The 20,050-nt window shown below is 61.7% G+C and carries 15 protein-coding genes; 11 read left to right on the forward strand and 4 right to left on the reverse strand.

Features of this window, described 5'->3' with window-relative positions:
• Position 1 precedes the first annotated feature (1 nt).
• Together JMV15_RS17075 and radA are read left to right on the forward strand one after the other, a co-directional pair.
• Entirely contained in the window at positions 2 to 541 is a 540-nt protein-coding gene (locus JMV15_RS17075; protein WP_014720017.1) for an ankyrin repeat domain-containing protein, read from the forward strand.
• A gap of 35 nt (positions 542 to 576) precedes the next feature.
• Positions 577 to 1,944: a DNA repair protein RadA gene (gene radA / locus JMV15_RS17080; protein ID WP_019818022.1), complete on the forward strand. Its 1,368-nt coding sequence runs from the start codon at positions 577 to 579 to the stop codon at positions 1,942 to 1,944.
• 128 nt (positions 1,945 to 2,072) lie between these two features.
• Here radA and JMV15_RS17085 read toward each other — a convergent pair whose 3' ends face one another.
• Positions 2,073 to 2,441 carry a PilZ domain-containing protein gene (locus JMV15_RS17085; protein WP_020301754.1) on the reverse strand — a complete coding sequence of 123 codons (369 nt, stop codon included), beginning with the start codon at positions 2,439 to 2,441 and terminating at the stop codon, positions 2,073 to 2,075.
• A gap of 174 nt (positions 2,442 to 2,615) precedes the next feature.
• On the opposite strand from JMV15_RS17085, the gene JMV15_RS17090 reads away from it, so the two are divergent.
• From JMV15_RS17090 to yjiA, 3 genes are all read left to right on the forward strand, one after another.
• Positions 2,616 to 4,682, forward strand: coding sequence for a carbon starvation CstA family protein (locus JMV15_RS17090; RefSeq protein WP_201491813.1), 2,067 nt, complete (start codon positions 2,616 to 2,618; stop codon positions 4,680 to 4,682).
• Positions 4,683 to 4,697: 15 nt separating this feature from the next.
• Complete coding sequence (locus JMV15_RS17095; protein WP_003194308.1) at positions 4,698 to 4,895, forward strand: YbdD/YjiX family protein; 198 nt, start codon at positions 4,698 to 4,700, stop codon at positions 4,893 to 4,895.
• 184 nt (positions 4,896 to 5,079) lie between these two features.
• Positions 5,080 to 6,036, forward strand: a complete 957-nt coding sequence (gene yjiA, locus JMV15_RS17100) for a GTPase (RefSeq protein ID WP_014720013.1) — start codon at positions 5,080 to 5,082, stop codon at positions 6,034 to 6,036.
• A 188-nt stretch (positions 6,037 to 6,224) separates the two neighbouring features.
• On the opposite strand, the gene glyA is transcribed toward yjiA, so the two are convergent.
• Positions 6,225 to 7,478, reverse strand: a complete 1,254-nt coding sequence (gene glyA, locus JMV15_RS17105) for a serine hydroxymethyltransferase (protein WP_003194304.1) — start codon at positions 7,476 to 7,478, stop codon at positions 6,225 to 6,227.
• Between the two features lie 235 nt (positions 7,479 to 7,713).
• Positions 7,714 to 11,565: a sensor domain-containing protein gene (locus tag JMV15_RS17110; protein ID WP_038451569.1), complete on the reverse strand. Its 3,852-nt coding sequence runs from the start codon at positions 11,563 to 11,565 to the stop codon at positions 7,714 to 7,716.
• A gap of 285 nt (positions 11,566 to 11,850) precedes the next feature.
• Between JMV15_RS17110 and ettA the strand changes: the two genes are divergently transcribed.
• Positions 11,851 to 13,515 carry an energy-dependent translational throttle protein EttA gene (ettA, locus tag JMV15_RS17115; protein ID WP_014720011.1) on the forward strand — a complete coding sequence of 555 codons (1,665 nt, stop codon included), beginning with the start codon at positions 11,851 to 11,853 and terminating at the stop codon, positions 13,513 to 13,515.
• A 66-nt stretch (positions 13,516 to 13,581) separates the two neighbouring features.
• Here ettA and JMV15_RS17120 read toward each other — a convergent pair whose 3' ends face one another.
• Positions 13,582 to 14,511: a LysR family transcriptional regulator gene (locus JMV15_RS17120; protein ID WP_019818018.1), complete on the reverse strand. Its 930-nt coding sequence runs from the start codon at positions 14,509 to 14,511 to the stop codon at positions 13,582 to 13,584.
• A gap of 95 nt (positions 14,512 to 14,606) precedes the next feature.
• On the opposite strand from JMV15_RS17120, the gene JMV15_RS17125 reads away from it, so the two are divergent.
• From JMV15_RS17125 to JMV15_RS17145, 5 genes are read left to right on the forward strand one after another with little or no spacing between them, the layout of a single operon-like run.
• Positions 14,607 to 15,800: an MFS transporter gene (locus JMV15_RS17125; RefSeq protein WP_020301756.1), complete on the forward strand. Its 1,194-nt coding sequence runs from the start codon at positions 14,607 to 14,609 to the stop codon at positions 15,798 to 15,800.
• 34 nt (positions 15,801 to 15,834) lie between these two features.
• The gene (locus JMV15_RS17130; RefSeq protein WP_038451565.1) at positions 15,835 to 16,659 is read left to right on the forward strand and encodes a hypothetical protein; all 825 of its coding nucleotides are present in this window, start codon (positions 15,835 to 15,837) and stop codon (positions 16,657 to 16,659) included.
• A gap of 33 nt (positions 16,660 to 16,692) precedes the next feature.
• Positions 16,693 to 17,910, forward strand: coding sequence for an MFS transporter (locus JMV15_RS17135; protein WP_019818015.1), 1,218 nt, complete (start codon positions 16,693 to 16,695; stop codon positions 17,908 to 17,910).
• A 39-nt stretch (positions 17,911 to 17,949) separates the two neighbouring features.
• Positions 17,950 to 19,179, forward strand: a complete 1,230-nt coding sequence (locus JMV15_RS17140; protein ID WP_038451562.1) for a pyridoxal phosphate-dependent aminotransferase — start codon at positions 17,950 to 17,952, stop codon at positions 19,177 to 19,179.
• Positions 19,180 to 19,203: 24 nt separating this feature from the next.
• Positions 19,204 to 20,049 (forward strand): hypothetical protein, encoded by an 846-nt coding sequence (locus JMV15_RS17145; RefSeq protein ID WP_019818013.1) that lies wholly within the window; start codon positions 19,204 to 19,206, stop codon positions 20,047 to 20,049.
• Position 20,050 lies beyond the last annotated feature (1 nt).

Raw genomic sequence — 20,050 nt, forward strand, 5'->3', positions numbered from 1 at the left:
TATGCGCATCACTATCGGTTTACTGATGGCCATGCTGGCCTTCGCTGCCCATGCCGAGTCCCCCGACCCGGTGGCGCTCAAGGCACAGTTGCAGGACTACTATTTCGACGCCGCCCGTCGTGGCGACCTCGACATGCTCAACACCTTCATAGAGTCCGGCTACGGCCTCAATGCCCAGGATGACAAGGGCTACACCGCATTGATCCTGGCTGCTTATCACGGCCAGGGCCCGTATGTGGAGCGTCTGCTCGATGCTGGCGCCGACGCCTGCGTGCAGGATAAACGCGGTAACACAGCGTTGATGGGCGCCATCTTCAAAGGTGAGCTGAAAATCGCCCAGCGCCTGTTGGCCACCGACTGCAACCCCGACCAACGCAACGGCGCAGGGCAGACCGCCGCCATGTACGCCGGGTTGTTCAAGCGCGTCGAGTTGCTGGGCGCGCTGCAAGCCAAAGGCGCCGACCTGAACGCCGAAGACCCCGTCGGTAACAGCGCTTCACGTTTGGCTAATGGCGAAATCCGGACCCCAGCGTCGCGCTGAGCTATCATCGCGGTTTTTCGGTTGGAGGTTCTCATATGGCAAAGGCCAAGCGCATGTACGGCTGCACAGAGTGCGGCGCGACCTTTCCCAAATGGGCGGGCCAGTGCTCCGAATGCGGCGCGTGGAACACCCTGACTGAAACCATGATCGAGAGTGGCGGTGCCGCGGCCCCCACCGGCCGTGCCGGCTGGACCGGGCAACAGGCGCAGATCAAGACCCTGGCCGAAGTCAGCGTCGAAGAAATCCCGCGCTTTTCCACCGCCTCCGGCGAATTGGACCGGGTGCTGGGCGGTGGCCTGGTGGACGGCTCGGTGGTATTGATTGGCGGTGACCCGGGCATCGGCAAGTCCACGATCCTGTTGCAAACCCTGTGCAGCATCGCCAGCCGCATGCCTGCGCTGTATGTCACCGGCGAAGAGTCCCAGCAGCAAGTGGCCATGCGCGCCCGGCGCCTGGGCTTGCCCCAGGACCAACTGCGGGTCATGACCGAAACCTGCATCGAAAGCATCATCGCCACGGCGCGCATCGAAAAGCCCAAGGTCATGGTTATCGACTCGATCCAGACGATTTTCACTGAACAACTGCAATCGGCACCCGGCGGCGTGTCTCAGGTGCGCGAAAGCGCGGCGCTGTTGGTGCGCTACGCCAAGCAGAGCGGCACGGCGATCTTCCTGGTCGGCCACGTGACCAAGGAAGGCGCACTGGCCGGGCCACGGGTGTTGGAACACATGGTCGACACCGTGTTGTATTTCGAAGGGGAATCCGACGGTCGCCTGCGCTTGCTGCGAGCGGTGAAGAACCGCTTTGGCGCCGTCAACGAACTGGGGGTGTTCGCCATGACCGACCGGGGGCTGAAAGAAGTCTCGAACCCCTCGGCGATTTTTCTCACCCGCGCCCAGGAAGAAGTCCCAGGCAGTGTGGTGATGGCCACGTGGGAAGGCACCCGGCCGATGCTGGTGGAAGTCCAGGCGTTGGTGGATGACAGCCATTTGGCCAACCCCCGCCGGGTCACGCTGGGGCTGGACCAGAACCGCCTGGCGATGCTGCTGGCGGTGCTGCACCGGCATGGCGGCATTCCGACCCACGACCAGGATGTGTTCCTCAACGTGGTGGGCGGGGTCAAGGTGTTGGAGACCGCGTCCGACCTGGCGTTGATGGCGGCGGTGATGTCCAGCCTGCGTAATCGGCCGTTGCCCCATGACTTGCTGGTGTTTGGGGAGGTGGGGTTGTCGGGCGAAGTGCGCCCGGTGCCGAGTGGGCAGGAGCGGTTGAAGGAAGCGGCCAAGCATGGCTTCAAACGGGCGATTGTGCCCAAGGGCAATGCGCCGAAGGAGGCGCCGTCGGGGTTGCAGATTATTGCTGTGACGCGGCTGGAGCAGGCGTTGGATGCGCTGTTCGAATAATCCGCAACACTGCTGAACACCTGTGGGAGCTGGCTTGCCTGCGATAGCGGCGGGTCAGCTTACCCATCCTTGTCTGATACACCGCCATCGCAGGCAAGCCAGCTCCCACCCTTGATTCATGTTGGCGGCTAGAGCTCCAGCAGGGCGCCCAACTCGCGCTCCAGTTCTTGCTCATCACCCAGGTTCAACTCAACGAACCTACGCAAATGGCTGATCGAGTCCAGATCAATGTGCTTGCACACAAAGCCCAATTGGCCCTGATCTTCATGGGTCAGCCGCGCTTGCATCTTTATATGCGTCTTCTGTTCCAGGCGTATGTCGACGTCAAAGGGCAGCGCTTTATTCCCCTTCCAGTCGTCAGGCCGTTCCACCAGCAATCCCTTGAGTGACAGATCCACCAGTTTCACCGGCCATTCGCTGCCGTTTTGCCGAAGTTCGGCCGTGGCATCAAAGGCGATTCGGCGAAAACGGCGACGTTCAGACGCATGTTCGGTCATGGTATAGCCCTCTGTGAATGGGAGGAGTGTAGCCTGGGGCCATCAAGGGGCGTTTATTTCGGCTTTTTTTAACGGTTGAAGGCTCTAGACCAACGTAGGGGGCTGGTCTTTAAGGCCAGTAGCGCTAAACTCGGGCTGGCTGTCCTTTCTGTCCACCCTGGCTGGAATATAAAAATGAAAAATAATAATAGCCTGCTACGCCACTTACCCTGGCTGGTGCTGGCAATTGTAGGAGCGTGCGCCCTGGGCGTAGTGGCCTTGCGCCGCGGCGAGGCGATCAACGCCTTGTGGATTGTGGTCGCTGCTGTGGCCATCTATCTGGTTGCGTACCGTTACTACAGTCTGTTCATCGCCAACAACGTGATGCAACTCGATCCACGGCGGGCAACCCCTGCGGTGGTCAACAACGATGGTCTGGACTACGTGCCGACCAACAAACACATTCTTTTCGGTCACCACTTTGCAGCGATTGCCGGTGCAGGCCCGTTGGTGGGCCCGGTGCTGGCGGCGCAAATGGGCTATCTGCCCGGTACCCTGTGGCTGATTGCCGGGGTGGTGCTGGCCGGTGCGGTGCAAGACTTCATGGTCCTGTTCCTGTCCACCCGTCGCAACGGCCGTTCCCTGGGGGATATGGTGCGCGAAGAGATGGGCCGTATTCCCGGGACCATCGCGCTGTTCGGCTGCTTCCTGATCATGATCATCATCCTCGCGGTGCTGGCGCTGATCGTGGTCAAAGCCCTGGCCGAGAGCCCATGGGGCATCTTCACGGTGATGGCGACCATCCCGATCGCGATGTTCATGGGCATCTACATGCGCTACATCCGCCCGGGCCGCATCGGTGAAATCTCGATCATCGGCGTGCTGTTGCTGCTCGGTTCGATCTGGCTGGGCGGGCAGATTGCCGCTGATCCGGTGTGGGCCAAGGCGTTCACCTTCACCGGTATCCAGATCACCTGGATGCTGATCGGCTACGGTTTCGTGGCCGCTGTGCTGCCGGTGTGGCTGATTCTGGCGCCCCGCGACTACCTGTCGACGTTCCTGAAAATCGGCACCATCATCGCCCTGGCGATTGGCATCCTGATCACCATGCCTGATCTGAAAATGCCGGCTCTCACCCAGTTCATCGACGGCACCGGCCCGGTGTGGAAGGGCGGCCTGTTCCCGTTCCTGTTCATCACCATTGCCTGTGGCGCGGTCTCGGGTTTCCATGCGCTGATCTCCTCGGGCACCACGCCCAAGTTGCTCGCCAGTGAGAGCCATGCCCGTTACATCGGTTACGGCGGCATGCTGATGGAGTCGTTCGTGGCCATCATGGCGATGGTTGCCGCCTCGGTGATTGAGCCCGGCGTGTACTTCGCCATGAACAGCCCGGCTGCCATTGTCGGCACCGACGTGGTCACCGTGGCGCAAACCGTCAGCAGTTGGGGCTTTGCCATTACGCCTGAGGCGCTGTCGGCCGTTGCCCACGATATCGGTGAAACCACCATCCTGGCACGTGCCGGCGGCGCGCCGACTCTGGCGGTAGGTATCGCGCAGATCCTGCACAGCGTGCTGCCGGGTGAAAACACCATGGCGTTCTGGTACCACTTTGCGATCTTGTTCGAAGCGCTGTTCATCCTCACGGCGGTGGACGCCGGTACCCGTGCCGGCCGCTTCATGCTGCAGGACCTGCTGGGTTCGTTCGTGCCTGCGCTCAAACGCACCGAGTCCTGGACCGCCAACCTGATTGCCACGGCCGGTTGCGTGGCCATGTGGGGCTACTTGCTGTACCAAGGCGTGATCGACCCGCTGGGTGGCATCAACACCTTGTGGCCGCTGTTCGGTATCTCCAACCAGATGCTGGCCGGTATCGCGCTGATGCTGGCGACCGTTGTGCTGATCAAGATGAAGCGCCAGCGCTACATCTGGGTGACCATGTTGCCAGCGGTGTGGCTGTTGATCTGCACCACCACGGCAGGCTTCGTCAAGCTGTTCGACGCCAACCCGGCGATCGGCTTCCTGTCGCTGGCCAAGAAATACAGCGATGCCCTGGCTAACGGCCAGATCCTCGCCCCGGCCAAGAGCATCGACCAGATGCAGCACGTGATCTGGAACGCTTACACCAACGCAACGCTGACGGCGCTGTTCCTGTTCGTGGTGTTCAGCATCCTGTTCTATGCGCTCAAAGTCGGCGTCGCCGCCTGGGGTAACAAAGAACGTACAGATAAAGAAGCCCCGTTCCAGGCTGTACCGGACGCGTAAACGAGGATTGCAAGCATGTTCAATGACATCAGTCGCCTCGGTAAATACCTCGGTCAGGCCGCCCGCCTGATGGTCGGCATGCCCGACTACGACACCTACGTCGAGCATATGCAAACCAAACACCCGGACAAGCCGGTGATGGACTACAAGGCGTTCTTCCGGGAACGCCAGGAAGCCCGTTATGGCGGCAAGGGTGGGCCCAAGTGCTGCTGACCCGGTAACGCGGGCCAATGCGATATCCCTGTGGGAGCAGGGCTTTCTGTGGGAACTGGCTTGCCTGCGATAGCATCACCTCGGTCTGACGCAAGCACCGAGTTGTCTGCATCGCAGGCAAGCCAGCTCCCACAGGGGCCTTTGCTCCCACATTTGTTTCTGTGTTTCCTCAAGGAGAATCTCTTTGTCCTCTCCCATCCCCGTCACCATCCTCAGCGGCTTTCTCGGCGCCGGCAAGACCACCTTGCTGCGCCACCTGCTCAAAGCCGAGCACGGCTTGAAAATCGCCGTGATCGAAAACGAATTCAGTGACGCCGGTATCGACACCCAACTGCTGGGCGACGAGCCGGTGCAAGTGATGACCCTGTCCAACGGCTGCGTGTGCTGCACCATCCACACCGACCTGACCAAAGCCCTGTACCTGCTGCTGGAACGCCTGGACAGCGGCGAGATCGCCTTCGACCGGCTGGTGATCGAATGCACCGGCCTGGCCGACCCGGCGCCGGTGGCCCAGACGTTCTTCATCGACGAAGAACTGCGCGAGCGTTATATCCTCGACGGCATCATCACCTTGGTGGATGCGGCCCACGCCGAGCATCACCTGACCCAGACCATCGCCCAGGCCCAGATCGGCTTTGCCGACCGCTTGCTGGTGAGCAAACGCGACTTGGTAGACGACGCCAGCTTCGACGCCCTCAGCCAGCGCCTCACCCGCATCAACCGCCGTGCGCCGATTCGCGTAGTGGACCACGGCAAGATTGATTTGGCCGAGCTGCTGGACGTGCGCGGCTTCAACCTCAATGCCGGCATGAGCCTGCGCCCGGTGAGTGCAGCGCCGTCGGTGGACCGTATTTCCAGCCTGGTGCTACGCACCGACCAGCCGCTGGATATCGACCGTCTCAGCGAGTTCATGAACGAACTGCTGGAAGACCATGGCAAGCAACTGCTGCGTTACAAAGGCGTGTTGAACATTGCCGGGGAGGATCGACGCATGGTGTTCCAGGGCGTGCTGAAGCTGTATGGCTTCGACTGGGATACCGAATGGGCCGAGGGCGAGGCGCGGGAGAGTGTGATCGTGTTTATTGCCGATGAGCTGCCCGAAGACAAGATTCGCCAAGGCTTTGAGCGGGTCTACCAATAACCCGGGCTTGTAATGCAAACAAATGTGGGAGCTGGCTTGCCTGCGATAGCGGTTTTCAGTCAGCCCATCAGTGACTGACCCACCGCCATCGCAGGCAAGCCAGCTCCCACACTTGACCCTGTTTCAAATTGAAATCGGCATAAAAAAGCCCGGCTCATGAGCCGGGCTTCTTATTCACGCAACTGCCATCAAGCGCCGTATACCGGCAGCTTCTTGCAGATGGCCTTGACCTTCTCACGTACCGCGTCGATCACGGCTTCGTTGTTCAGGTCGGCCAGGATGTCGCAGATCCAGCCCGCCAGTTCCTTGCACTCGGCTTCCTTGAAGCCACGGGTGGTCACTGCCGGGGTGCCGAAGCGCAGGCCGGAGGTGACGAACGGCGAACGTGGGTCGTTCGGCACGGAGTTCTTGTTCACGGTGATGAAGGCTTTGCCCAGGGCAGCATCAGCATCTTTACCAGAAATGTCCTGCTTGATCAGCGACAGCAGGAACAGGTGGTTTTCAGTACCGCCGGACACCACGTCAAAACCGCGCTCGATGAACACGCTGGCCATGGTCTTGGCGTTCTTGACCACTTGTTGCTGGTAGGTCTTGAACTCAGGCTGCAGTGCTTCCTTGAAGCAGATCGCCTTGGCCGCGATCACGTGCTCCAGCGGGCCGCCTTGGGCGCCCGGGAAAACGGCGGAGTTGAGCTTCTTCTCGATCTCGGCGTTGGCACGCGCCAGGATCAGGCCGCCACGTGGACCGCGCAGGGTCTTGTGGGTCGTGGTGGTGACCACGTCAGCGTAAGGCACTGGGTTGGGGTAAACGCCCGCAGCCACCAGACCGGCCACGTGGGCCATGTCGACGAACAGGTAGGCACCGACCTTGTCGGCGATTTCACGGAAGCGTGGGAAGTCCAGGATCTGCGAGTAGGCAGAGAAACCGGCCACGATCATTTTTGGCTTGTGCTCAACCGCCAGACGCTCGACTTCGTCGTAGTCGATCAGGCCGTTGGCATCGATACCGTACTGAACGGCGTTGTACAGCTTGCCGGAGGACGAAACCGTGGCGCCGTGGGTCAGGTGACCGCCGTGGGCCAGGCTCATGCCCAGGATGGTGTCGCCGCCTTGCAGCAGGGCCAGGTACACGGCGCTGTTGGCTTGGGAACCGGCGTGTGGCTGGACGTTGGCGTAATCGGCGCCGAACAGCTCTTTTGCACGGTCGATGGCCAACTGCTCAACCACGTCGACGTACTCGCAACCACCGTAGTAGCGCTTGCCTGGGTAGCCTTCGGCGTACTTGTTGGTCAGAACCGAACCTTGAGCCTCCATCACCGCAGGGCTGGTGTAGTTTTCCGAAGCGATCAGCTCAATGTGCTCTTCCTGGCGCACGGCTTCTTGCTCCATGGCGGCGAAGAGATCGGCGTCGTACTTGGCAATAGTCAAATCACGGCTGAACATGGCGGTCCTCAAGGATCGGGGGCAGAAAAGGAGGGCATTCTAACCCAATGGGTTTTAGATGGCATATGAAAGGACATCATGTCGCGGACAAGTGGTTTTCACTCAGCCCCTGATCGTTCCCACGCTCTGCGTGGGAATGCATCCCGTGGCGCTCTGCGTCACATTTAAAAGCGGACGCAGAGCGTCCAGAATTGCGTTCCCACGCGGAGCGTGGGAACGATCAGGGACGGCACTTTCAGTCAAACATGAACAGCGCATCATTACTGAACTGCACCTCAAACCGATTCGCCGGCATTGGCCGCCCGAACAGGTAACCCTGCACCTCATCACAGCCATGCTCACGCAGGAAGTCCAACTGCTCATGGGTTTCCACCCCTTCGGCAATCACCGCCAGGTTCAGGCTGTGGGCCATGGCAATGATCGCCCGGGCAATCTGTGCGTCCTGCTCACCCGAGGGCAGGCCGTCGACGAAGGTGCGGTCGATCTTCAGCACATCGATGGGGAATTGCTTGAGGTAGTTGAGCGACGAATAGCCGGTGCCAAAGTCATCCACCGCGATGCTCAAGCCCAGGTTTTTCAGGCTGGCGAGGATCTGCAGGGCTTCGTTGACTTCACGCATCAGGATACTTTCGGTCAGTTCCAGCTCCAGGCACGCCGGCGGCAGGCCGGTGTCCTTGAGAATGGTGGCGATACGCGTGCCCAGTTGGCCGTCGGAGAACTGCCGCGCCGAGATGTTTACCGAGACTTTAGGGACTCGCACCTTGTTCTGGTGCCAGGTCTTGAGCTGGCGACAGGCTTCGCCGATCACCCAGTCGCCCACATCCACCACCAGCCCGAGCTCTTCCAGCACCGGGATAAAGTCCCCGGGCGGTACCAGGCCACGGCGCGGGTGGCGCCAGCGCAGCAGGGCTTCGGCGCCGGTCAGGCGTTTGCCGTCGCCGCTGAATTGCGGCTGGTAATAGAGCACGAATTCGTTCTGGTCCAAGGCGTGGCGCAGGTCGCTTTCCAGTTCCAGGCGCTCCAGGGCGCTGGCGTTCATGTCGGCCTGGTAGAACTGGAAGTTGTTCTTGCCGCGCTCTTTAGCGTGATACATCGCCGTGTCGGCGTTTTTCATCAATTGGCTCAGCTCGTTGCCGTCTTGCGGGCTCAGGGCGATGCCGATACTGGCGGTCACGAAGAATTCGCGGCCCTCCAGCACAAAAGGTTTGACCAGGCTGGCGAGGATCTGCTCGGCCACATGAATGGCGCGGTTCAGCGCCATGTCGCGGCTGACCCGTGGTTGCAGGAGCAAGGTGAATTCGTCGCCGCCCATGCGCGCCACGGTGTCGTCCTCGGCCACGCAGCCGAGCAGGCGCGTGGCCATTTCCTTGAGCATCCGGTCGCCGGCCGCGTGGCCGAGGGAGTCGTTGATCGGCTTGAAACGGTCGAGGTCGAGGAACATCAGCACCACCCACGACTTCTGCCGTTCGGCGGACTGCAACGCGGTGTGCAGGCGGTCCTGGAACAGCGTGCGGTTGGGCAGGTGGGTCAGGGCGTCATAGTAGGCCAGGCGGTGGATGCGCTGCTCACTGGCCTTGCGCTCGCTGATATCGCTGAAGAAACACACGTAACTGGCCAGGTCGCCTTCGTCGTCGAACACCGCGGTAATGCCCACCCAGGCCGGGTAATGCTCGCCATTGAGACGCTTGAGCCACACCTCGCCTTCCCAGGTGCTGTGCTGGTGCAATTGCTTGAGCACATAACGCAGATGGGCTTCCTGCTGCTCATCGACGGTGAGCATATTGGGCAACTGGTCGAGCACATCGCTCACCGCATAGCCGCTGACCCGGCTGAACGCCTCGTTGGCTTGCACGATATAACCGGCCGGGTCGGTGATCAGGATCGCCGAGGTGGAATGCTCGAATACCGTGGCCGCCATGCGCAGGTCTTTTTCGGCGCGGCGTTGCTGGCTGATATCGCGGCCCACGCCGAGGATGCCTTCAAACGCGCCATGTTCATCCCACACCAGCACCAGGCGCAGTTCTATCGGCACCTTGCGCCCGTCGGCGCGCAGGCAGTCGAACAGAAACAGTTGGGTCTGCAGTTCATCGCGCAAGGTGTTCAAGGCGTCGGGGTTGCCGAGGGCGCGGCTGACCTGTTCCATCAGGCTGTAAATGCCGGTCAACTGCTGAGGGTTGGCAACGATCGACTGCCAGCCGTTCTTGAACACCCAGTCCACGTCATAGCCCAGGACGGTGTTGACCGAGGGGCTGATGTAGTTGAGGGCCAGTTGGCTGTCGGTGGAGCAGATCACGTCGCTGATGCTTTCGGCCAGCATCCGGTAGCGCTGTTCACTGTCGCGCAGCGATTCACTGGCCTCGATCTGGTCGGTAATGTCCTTGGCCACGCCGATGATCCGGGTGACCACCGTAGACGTATCGCGGGCCAGGGCCTGTTCGCGGATATCGAAGCGGCGCCACTGGTTATTGCGGTGACGAAAGCGCAGTTGGCAGTGCAATTGGGTCGTATAGCCGACCTGGCGTTGTTGTTGGCGCGCGTCATGGTAGTGCTCGGCGTCTTCGGGGTGCAGCAGGATTTCCCAGAAGTACTCACCCATTTGCTGCAACTCGGCTTTGTTGTAGCCCAGGGTGTGACCCAAATGATGGTTGCTGAAAATCATGCGCTGGCTGATCACGTCTTGCACATACAGGTGGTCGGGCACGGTGCGCACCACATCCGACCAGAAGCTTTCACGCTCCACCAGCGACAACTCGATCAGCTTGCGGCTGGTGATGTCGCTGATGCTGAGAATCACGGCCTTGACGTCATCCTGCTGCTCGGGCAAACGCATCACCAGCCACAGGTACTGTTCGTTGCCGGCCACGTCGTTGAGCTGGATTTCCAGCTCCAGCTGTTTTTGCCGAGTCAGTACGGCTTCCAGCACCTGATAGCCGATGGACGTGGCATTGCGCGGGCAGTCATCGATCAGGCGTTCCCACGCCTGATCGCAGGACGCGACGTTGAGCAGGCGCACGGCCATCTGGTTGACCTCGGTGACGCGCAACTCCTTGAGCAGTTGCTTGCGCTCCGTGGGGTTGGCCTGCAACCAGGCGTGCAACTGCTCACGGCTTTGCACCTGGGTCTTGTTGCAAAACGCCTTGAGCCCCGACAGGTCCAACACGCACAACGCGACGCCGGTGCCTTCGAAGATGTCCTGGTAGCGTCGCCGGCCTTCGTTCACCTGGCGTTGGCGGCGGCGCATGTTGAGCAGCACGATCACCGGGATTAGCGAGAACGCCAGGCCCAGCAGGCACTTGCCGATAAAGGCGGGCAGTAGTTGTTCCAGCACCGCGCTGCGGTCAAACATGCCGCGCAGTTGCCAATCGCTTTTGCTCAACGGCGTGACCAGCACGCTGCGGTTCAATTCTTCCGGTGTCAGGGCGCCGGACCACTGCGCCGGCATGCCGCTGTCACGGCTGACCACACGATGGTTCAGGCTGTTCTCGATTGCCCACATCGGGCGCTGGCCCTGGACATCCTGGCGTGTGAGGTTGGCCAGATAATTGGGCGCCAGGCGCAAGGCCCAGTACACCTTGGAGCCACCGCTGGGTTGGTGCAGCAACAGATAGATGACCGTGCCGTCATTATCATTGCTCAGATAGTAGGACTGGGCGTGACTGCGTTTGACCAGGTCTTCAAGCAGGGCACTGTCTTGGCTGCCTTCGGCAGTGTCGCTGATCAGTGCGCCGCTGGGGGCGAGCAGGGCGAAGCTGCGCAGGTCCGGTAATGAGCGCTGCAGCGTGCGCATCAGGGCCTGCTGCTGTTCGGCATTGCGCGGCGGCTCGACAATCGGCAACAGGTTCAGGGCGATCTGTGCACTCAGGGCCATGTTCTGGCTGATCTGCTCGGCCAGGTCGGCGCTGTAGTCGATGGTGTATTGCTGTTGGTTTTTCTGGTTTTGCTGCAATTGGTCCAGCAGTTGCCAGAACAACAGGGCGAGCAACAGCAGGACAAGCGTCGCCAACGCGCCTTTCAAGGTGCCGTGCAGGGGCGCTCCCGGCGCAATATGAGCGGCGCGCAAGGGCGTGGGCGGCGTGACGTTGGACAAACTGTGATCCTGCGGTTTGGCTGGACTGGCGCGCGACGTGCACTATAAGCCGGACGCCCGAAGGGCGGCTAGCATGCCTTGAGTTGTGGCAAAGTGCCAGTCCTGCCTGGCTGGACTGCCCCAGCGCATTCAGGTAGCTTTGCCGGTTACGCGGGGGCGTTCCAGCCCCAGACATTCAGGCTTTTTTTGCTCGCTGGCATTGATGATAGTCAAAGGCCCGCGCGGCGCATGGCCTGGCACGGGCTTCGTCCGCTTAATTCATCAGTCACTGACGCTAGGTTCACCATGGCTCAATACGTCTTCACCATGCATCGGCTGGGAAAAGTTGTTCCGCCGAAGCGGGAAATCCTGAAAAACATTTCGCTGTCCTTCTTCCCAGGCGCCAAGATCGGCGTGCTCGGCCTCAACGGTTCGGGTAAGTCCACCCTGCTGAAAATCATGGCGGGCGTCGACACCGAGTTCGAAGGCGAAGCCCGTCCGATGCCGGACCTGAACATCGGTTACCTGCCGCAAGAGCCGATCCTGGACCCGACCAAGACCGTGCGCGAAGTGGTCGAAGAAGCCGTCAGCGTGATCAAGGACGCCCAGGCCCGCCTTGATGAGGTGTACGCCGCCTACGCCGAACCGGATGCCGACTTCGACAAGCTGGCTGCCGAACAGGCCAAGCTCGAAGCGATCCTGCAGGCGGGCGATGGCCACAACCTGGAGCGCCAACTGGAAGTCGCCGCCGATGCGCTGCGCCTGCCAGCCTGGGACGCCAAGGTCGAGCACCTGTCCGGTGGTGAGAAGCGTCGTGTGGCCCTGTGCCGCCTGCTGCTGTCGGCCCCTGACATGCTGCTGCTCGACGAACCGACCAACCACTTGGACGCCGATTCCGTCGCCTGGCTGGAGCACTTCCTGCACGATTTCCCGGGCACCGTAGTTGCGATCACGCACGACCGTTACTTCCTGGACAACGTCGCCGGCTGGATCCTCGAACTCGACCGCGGCGCCGGTATCCCTTACGAGGGCAACTACTCCGGTTGGCTGGAAGCCAAGTCCGACCGTCTGGCCGCCGAATCCAAGCAGCAATCGGCCCACGAAAAAGCCATGAAGGAAGAACTGGAGTGGGTGCGCAAAGGCGCCAAGGCCCGCCAGTCCAAATCCAAGGCCCGTCTGCAACGCTTTGAAGAAATGCAGTCGCAGGAATTCCAGAAGCGCAGCGAAACCAACGAGATCTACATCCCGGCCGGTCCGCGCCTGGGTGACAAGGTCATCGAGTTCAAGAACGTGACCAAAGGCTATGGCGACCGCGTGCTGATCGACAACCTGTCGTTCGCCATGCCAAAAGGCGCGATCGTCGGCGTTATTGGTGGTAACGGTGCGGGTAAATCCACACTGTTCCGCATGCTGATGGGCAAGGAAACCCCGGACTCCGGCAGCATCGAGATCGGTGACACCGTGCAACTGGCCTGTGTGGACCAGAGCCGCGACGACCTCGACGGCAGCAAGACTGTGTTCCAGCAGATCTCCGACGGTTCCGACCAGATCCGTATCGGCAACTATGAAATCCCGTCGCGCACCTACGTCGGCCGTTTCAACTTCAAGGGCGGCGACCAGCAGAAGTTCGTCAAGGACCTGTCCGGTGGTGAGCGCGGTCGCTTGCACCTGGCCCTGACCCTGAAAGAGGGCGGCAACGTGTTGCTGCTCGACGAACCGTCCAACGACCTCGACGTTGAAACCCTGCGTTCCCTGGAAGAAGCCCTGCTGGACTTCCCGGGCGCCGCCATTGTGATCTCTCACGATCGGTGGTTCCTTGACCGCGTCGCGACCCACATCCTGGCGTACGAAGATGACTCCCAGGCGGTGTTCTTCGAAGGCAACTACACCGAGTACGAAGCCGACCGCAAGAAGCGCTTGGGTGAGGCCGCTGCCCAGCCGCACCGCGTACGCCACAAAAAGCTGGCCTGATGCTGCAATAGCCGCTACAGCCTGTTGAAAAAATACCCCTCACGCAGGGGTATTTTTTTGCCCGCGTTATGCCGGAAGCGTCGTGGGCGCCAGCGTTGGGCGGCTGCGCAGCAATTCTTCGACCACCCCCATAAACGCCTCGACCAACAATGAGCGTGACGGTGAGCGCGTGAGTATCAGCAGGTGTACCCAGGCTTCGGGGTCTGCCAAGGGGCGGTAGACCACGCCTTCCCTGGCCAGGGTGCGGGTGCACTGGGGCACGAGCGAGACACCTTGGCCTGCCGCCACCAGGGCGATGATCGAGGTGATCTGACGCCCCGCAGGGCCCGGGCGCAGCGCCAGGCCACGGCGTTGATACAGGTGCTCGATGGAGCCGTTGAGGCCCGAACCGTAGTCGCTGGGGAACAGAATCAACGGGTACTCACTGAGCTGGGCGAGGGTGACTTCGCTCTGCTCCGCCAGCGGGTTGTCGCTGCAAAGAGCCGCCACCAGTGGTTCTTGCCCCAAGGACAAAGCCTCGACACCGGTTTGCCCGGCCTCCGGCAGCAGGCGGCTCATGCCGACGTCGATGCGCCCGTCCAGTACGTGCGTGTGCAGGCTACCGGAAGCGCTTTCCACCAGGGTCAGTTGCACATCGGGAAAACGCTGGGCGAAGGCTTGGAGGGTTTGGCTGAAGAGTTCCGACAACGCGATCGAGCTGGCATAGCCTACGACCAGTTGGCCGGTCGAGCCGGCAGCCAGCTTGGCGGCGATGTCTTGTGCAAGCCTGGCGTGCTCCAGCGCTGCGCGGGCATACGGCAAAAAGTGCTGGCCTTGGGCGGTCAGTGTGACCGTGCGACTGGTGCGGTCGAACAGGCGAAAGCCAAGCTCGGTTTCCAGGGCCGAAATCTGCCGCGTCAGGGGCGGCTGGGCAAGGTGCAGGCGCTGGGCTGCGCGGCCGAAGTGCAGCTCTTCGGCGACCGTCAGGAAGTACCGTAACTTGCGTAGATCAAGCATTCTGTTTCCTGGGTATTGATCGGTCCGAATTCGGTATTGGTGTTCCCTGCGCTGGGTATTCTATAAACATCCTCGACTATAAGACGAGAGGCCACATGAACCCGCGCATGCATCACGCCCGCTTCGCCGTGTTCCTGTGTGGCTGTGCGGCGTTTCTGAATCTTTATGCGACACAGAGCATCCTGCCTGCGTTTGCCGAAAGCTTCCAGGTGAGTGCCCGACAGGCAGGGTGGAGCATCACGGTGACCACGTTGGCCGTGGCGTTGACCGCGCCGTTTGTCGGGCGCCTGACCGGCCGTTTCGAGCAGCGCACGGTGATTGCCGTGGCCGCATTGCTGCTGGCGCTACCGACGCTGCTGACGGCCTATGTGGACAGTTTTGCCGAGCTGCTGGTGTGGCGTTTTGTCGAAGGGATGTTGATCCCAGTGGTGTTCGCCACCAGCGTGGCTTATATCGGTGATCGCTGGCGTGCGGCCACGGTCACCGAGATCACCAGTTTGTACGTCGCGGGGACGGTGCTCGGTGGGTTTGCCGGGCGCTTTGTTTCGGGTGTCATGACCCAATATGTGGGCTGGCGCGAAGCCTTCGAACTGTTGGCGGTGATCAGCCTGCTGGTCGGCCTGCTGATTGTGTGGCTGTTGCCGGCCAATCCGGTGGCGCGGCCCGGCGTTGCGGCCGTGGGCATGCACGGGGTGCGCCGGCTCCTGCGCAAACCCTTGCTGGCGGCCTATGGCGTCGGTTTCTGCGTGCTGTTCTCCCAAGTCGCAACCTTTACCTATGCCGGGCTGTATCTCAGCCAGGCCCCGTTCAACCTGGGCGCTGCAGCCTTGGGCACTTTGTATGCGGTGTTCCTGCTGGCGCTGGTGGTCATTCCTGTTGCGGGGCGCTTGAGCAAATCGCGACCACAATCGCAGTTACTGACCGGCGCTGTGGCGCTCGGCATCTGTGGCTCGGCGCTGACATTGTTGCCGTCCCTGTGGCTGATCGTGCTGGGGCTGGCCCTGAGCTCCACCGGCGTATTCCTGGCACAGGCATCCGCCAATGCGTATATCGCCACCACGGCGGGCCCGGACAAGTCCGGCGCCGTGGGGCTGTACCTGACCGGTTATTACCTGGGCGGCAGCGCCGGCGCCGTGGCCCCGGCCATGCTCTGGAATCAATGGGGCTGGCCGGGCTGCGTGGCGTTGGTCGCAGGTTTTCAGCTGTTGTCGCTGGCGATTGCCCTGCTGGGCTGGAAACCGGTAAAGCCCCAGGCCCTGATCGCCGGACAGCGCGGCAAACCAGCCTGATTTTTCATCCAATAAAGGACTATGAGAGGTGAACATGACTAACACCGTGATCAAGCGCAGCCAGTTGTTGAAGCTCATCGAACCGGTATTGAACGACATGCCGGCCGGTGCCTTGCGTCACGCGCTGTTCGAAGCCTTCTGGGCTCAGGAAGACGCGCTGGTGGATATCGAAGACGCTTTTGCGCGACTCACCTCGCGTCGGCATTCGCCGGCGGTACTGCGCAAGTTCTTCGCCAGTTGGTCCAAGACCAATAATTCGGCAGCCAGTGTGTCCGGTCTGGCCAACCGCATTACCTTGCTGGCGCGCTCCGATGAAGGCTCCGCCGCCGCCGCGCAGTTGTACCGCGCCTGCGGCAGCCTGCAACGCATCACCGATGAAGATCTGGGCGCGTTGGGCAACACCTTGCACGCAGACCTGTTCTACACCATGGCCACCGCGCTGTGCGGTGATGACCAGTGGATATTGAAGGACAATTGCCTGCCCTCGGCACAGGCGTTCAAGGACTGGACCGACACCCGCCGCCTGCGTGATCGCGACCTGCTGCAGGGGTTGCTGACCACGTTGATCCACGAGGTGTACACCCATGGCGAAGTGGAATTCATCCACCCGTTGTACTCGCAGTGGTTCGTGCGGGACATGGGCGTGCCGCCGGAGAAATCCCGTGCGACGGTGGCCTGGGTCACGGTGCACACCGGCGGTACTGAGAGCAACCATTTCGCCCATGCAGTGGCGGCGGTGAATGAGTTCACCACTGCCGTGCAGATTGAAGTGGACCCCGCCACGGCACGCGACATTTTTGCCCAATACCTGCAGCGTAAAGCCAGTGTGATGAGCGACTGTGCGCAGTTGCTGGGTTAACCCGGCCTTTTTGCCTGAGAGCCTCTGACCCAGATGAACACCCTGAAGCAGACCGCAGCGCCATCGTTGTCGCCGCCTGACCCGGTCAGCGTGCGTCGCCGCGCTCTGGTGGCCGGCTGCGGCGCGCATGCCGTGCACGACGGGCTGACCGATGTGATTTATGTGCTGTTGCCGATCTGGCAAGCGCAGTTCGGCCTCAGCTACGCCCAGATCGGCCTGTTGCGCGGTGCCTATGCGGGCATGATGGCCGGTTTTCAGTTACTGGCCAGCCGGGCTGCCGCGCGCTGGGGGCGTGAACGCTTGCTGGTAGGTGGCACGGCGTTGGCGGGCCTGGCCTACCTGCTGGCCGGCCAGGCCGGTGGGCTGGGCGTGTTGTTATTGGCGCTGCTGCTGGGCGGGCTCGGCGCGAGTACGCAGCACCCGCTGGCCTCGTCGTTGATCACCGATACGCACGAGGCCGGCGGGGGCGTCAAACAAGCGCTGTCGCAGTACAACTTCAGCGGCGATATCGGCAAGACCCTGATCCCGGGGCTGATCGGCCTGTTGCTGGCGGTCATCAGTTGGCGCGCCAGTGTCACCCTGCTGGGTGTACTCGGGTTGCTGGCGGCAGGCCTGTTGTGGTGGCTGATCCCGGCACGCACCGAGGCGACGGCGGCGCCGCTGAAAGCCACCCGTACGGGCGACGGCGCCGGCTCCGCGAGCGGCCTGCGTGCGCTGATCGTGACCGGCACGCTGGACAGCGCCGTGCGCATGGGTTTCCTCACCTTCCTGCCGTTTTTGCTCAAGGCCAAGGGCGCCGGGCCTGCGGGCATCGGCCTGGCGCTGACGATGCTGTTCGTCGGGGGCGCCTTCGGCAAATTGTTGTGCGGTTACCTCGGTGCGCGCATCGGCATGATGAAAACGGTATGGGCCACGGAGTTCACCACGGCTGTGCTGATTGTCATGGCGGTGTACTTGCCCTACGCCGGCTTGATGGTGATGTTGCCGCTGCTGGGGCTGGCGCTGAACGGCACGTCGTCGGTGCTGTACGGCGCAGTCCCGGACCTGGCAGGGCCGGGCAGGCGCGACCAGGCGTTCGCCGTGTTCTACACCGGCACCATCGGTGGCGGCGCCTTGGCGCCGGTGCTGTTCGGCAGCCTTGGGGATGCCACCGGTGTGCCCATGGCCGTCCTGTTGCTGGCCGCCACCCTGTTGCTGACCTTGCCGCTGTCCTGGCGGGTTCAGCAAGGGCTGGAGGCCCAAGCCCGGTAGGGCGAACGAACGTTCCAACGTGTTCTGGCAGGTATAACAATGAATAACAGTGAACCGTCTGCCGTGTCATTGCCGTTGTCCCAGCGTGCGCAACGTCTTAGCGCACCCGGCACATCCAGCATGCGCAGTAAAGCCAATGCCTTGAAAGAAGCCGGCGTCAACGTGGTCAACTTTGCCGCGGGCGAATTGTCCTTCGATGCCTGCCCGATCATGAAAGCCGCCGCGGCCGATGCGCTCGCCACTGCCCGCAACCGCTACACGCCGCCCATCGGCCTGCCCCAGCTTCGCCACGCGCTGGCGCAGCAGGTCACTCAGCGCTGCGGGGTGAATTACGCCGCCGATGAAATAGCGGTGACCGCCGGTGCCAAGCAGGCGCTGTATAACGCCGCAATGGTGCTGCTCAATCCGGGGGATGAAGTCATCGTCGCGGTGCCGTACTGGGAAACCTTCCCCACCCAGATCCAACTGGCCGGTGGCGTTCCCGTCTATGTCGACACGGCTGCGGATGACTATCGCCTCACCTGCGCAGCGGTCCAGAAGGCCCTGACCCCGCGCACCCGGATGATTGTGATCAACACCCCGAACAATCCGACGGGCACGGTTTATCAGCGCGAAGAACTGCTGGGGATTGCCCGGCTCGCCTTCGCACACAGGCTTTGGGTGGTGTTCGACGAGTGTTACCGCAAACTGGTGCGCGCGCCCCATGAACATCACAACATCGTGTCGCTGTTTGCGCCGCTTAAACATCAGACGGTACTGGTCGATTCGTTTTCCAAGAGCCACGCGGTCACCGGCTGGCGGGTAGGGTATGCGTGCGCGCCCGCCCCAGTCATCGCCGCCATGCACAACCTGCAAGGGCATACGACGTCCAACCCCAGCAGCCTGTCCCAATATGCCGCGCTCGGCAGCCTGATGGCGGACGCGCCGCACTTTACCCGCCAGGTCAATGCCTTCCTCGACCAGCAATTGCTCGCGGCCTGCACCTGCCTGGGGCATGTCGACGGCATTCGGTGCGCCCCGCCAGAAGGGGCGTTCTATCTGTTTATCGATGTGTCCCGCAAGTTGGGGGGCCGCTACCTGGGCACCGTTATTCGTGACGTCGACCACTTGGCCGATCTGTTATTGACCGAGGCCCATATCGCGGTAGTGCCCGGCTCTGGCTGTGGCGACGAAAACAGCATCCGCATCTCCTACGCCGTTGAGCGTGAAGCGCTGATTGAGGGCCTCACACGCTTTAGTCGTTTCATGTCAGAAATCGTTGCGCATTAACCCCACCTTAAAAGGATATGAGCCGTGGAAAATCTGAGCCGCCAATTGATCGGGTACGTGAATCAGGCGCTGGTGGATGTCGAGGATGGACATCTGGCCCAAGCCCTGCTCAGCGGTTTCAACAGTCAAACCGCCGCGCTGGACACGTACTGCGAGACCTATGTCGACATGACCTCCAGTAATTGGAGCGAGTCGTCACTGTGTACGTTCTTCTGTGGCTGGCGTAGCCCGGACGGCGCCGCCCATGCCGTCTCGAGCGTCATCGTGCGCATCCTCCAGGAGTCGGCATCGTTGACGGATGACGCCCGGTTGAAAATGCTCGAAGCGGCGGCCCATTGTGGGGAGATCATTGTCGAGGACATCGGGCTGGGTGAAATGCATGGGCATCCGCACCATTCCAAGCTGTATTACCGCATGGCTTCGGCCATCTGCGGCTCCGATGATTGGCGCCTGCAAGACAAATTCCTCAACCCGATTACCAAAGAGTTCTCCGGTTGGGTGGGGGAAAAACGCCCATTGGCGCCGCAACTCATCGAAGCGCTGGAAATGATGGCCATGACGGAGTTGTTCAATACCGGCGAATACAACCTGATGACCCCGCTATGGAAGCAGTGGTTGCGCGATGTACGGGGCTACAGCGCCGGTGAGGCCAGCCGCGTCGCAAGTTTTCTCAGCGTGCATTGCGGCAGCGTGGAAGCACGCCACTTCAAGCATGCCGCTGAGGCGTTGCGGCTGTATGCCAGCGCCACCGGGCAGGCCGTGGATTACGCGCGTATCGCACGGCTCTCCAGGGAGTACGTGGCCAGGGCCTGCGAACATCTGCAAAAGATGGCGTCGGTGCTCAAGTGCGAACAGCCCGCCTGGGATTGAG

It is taken from the genome of Pseudomonas paracarnis (assembly GCF_904063055.1).
Classification (GTDB): Bacteria; Pseudomonadota; Gammaproteobacteria; order Pseudomonadales; family Pseudomonadaceae; genus Aquipseudomonas; species Aquipseudomonas paracarnis.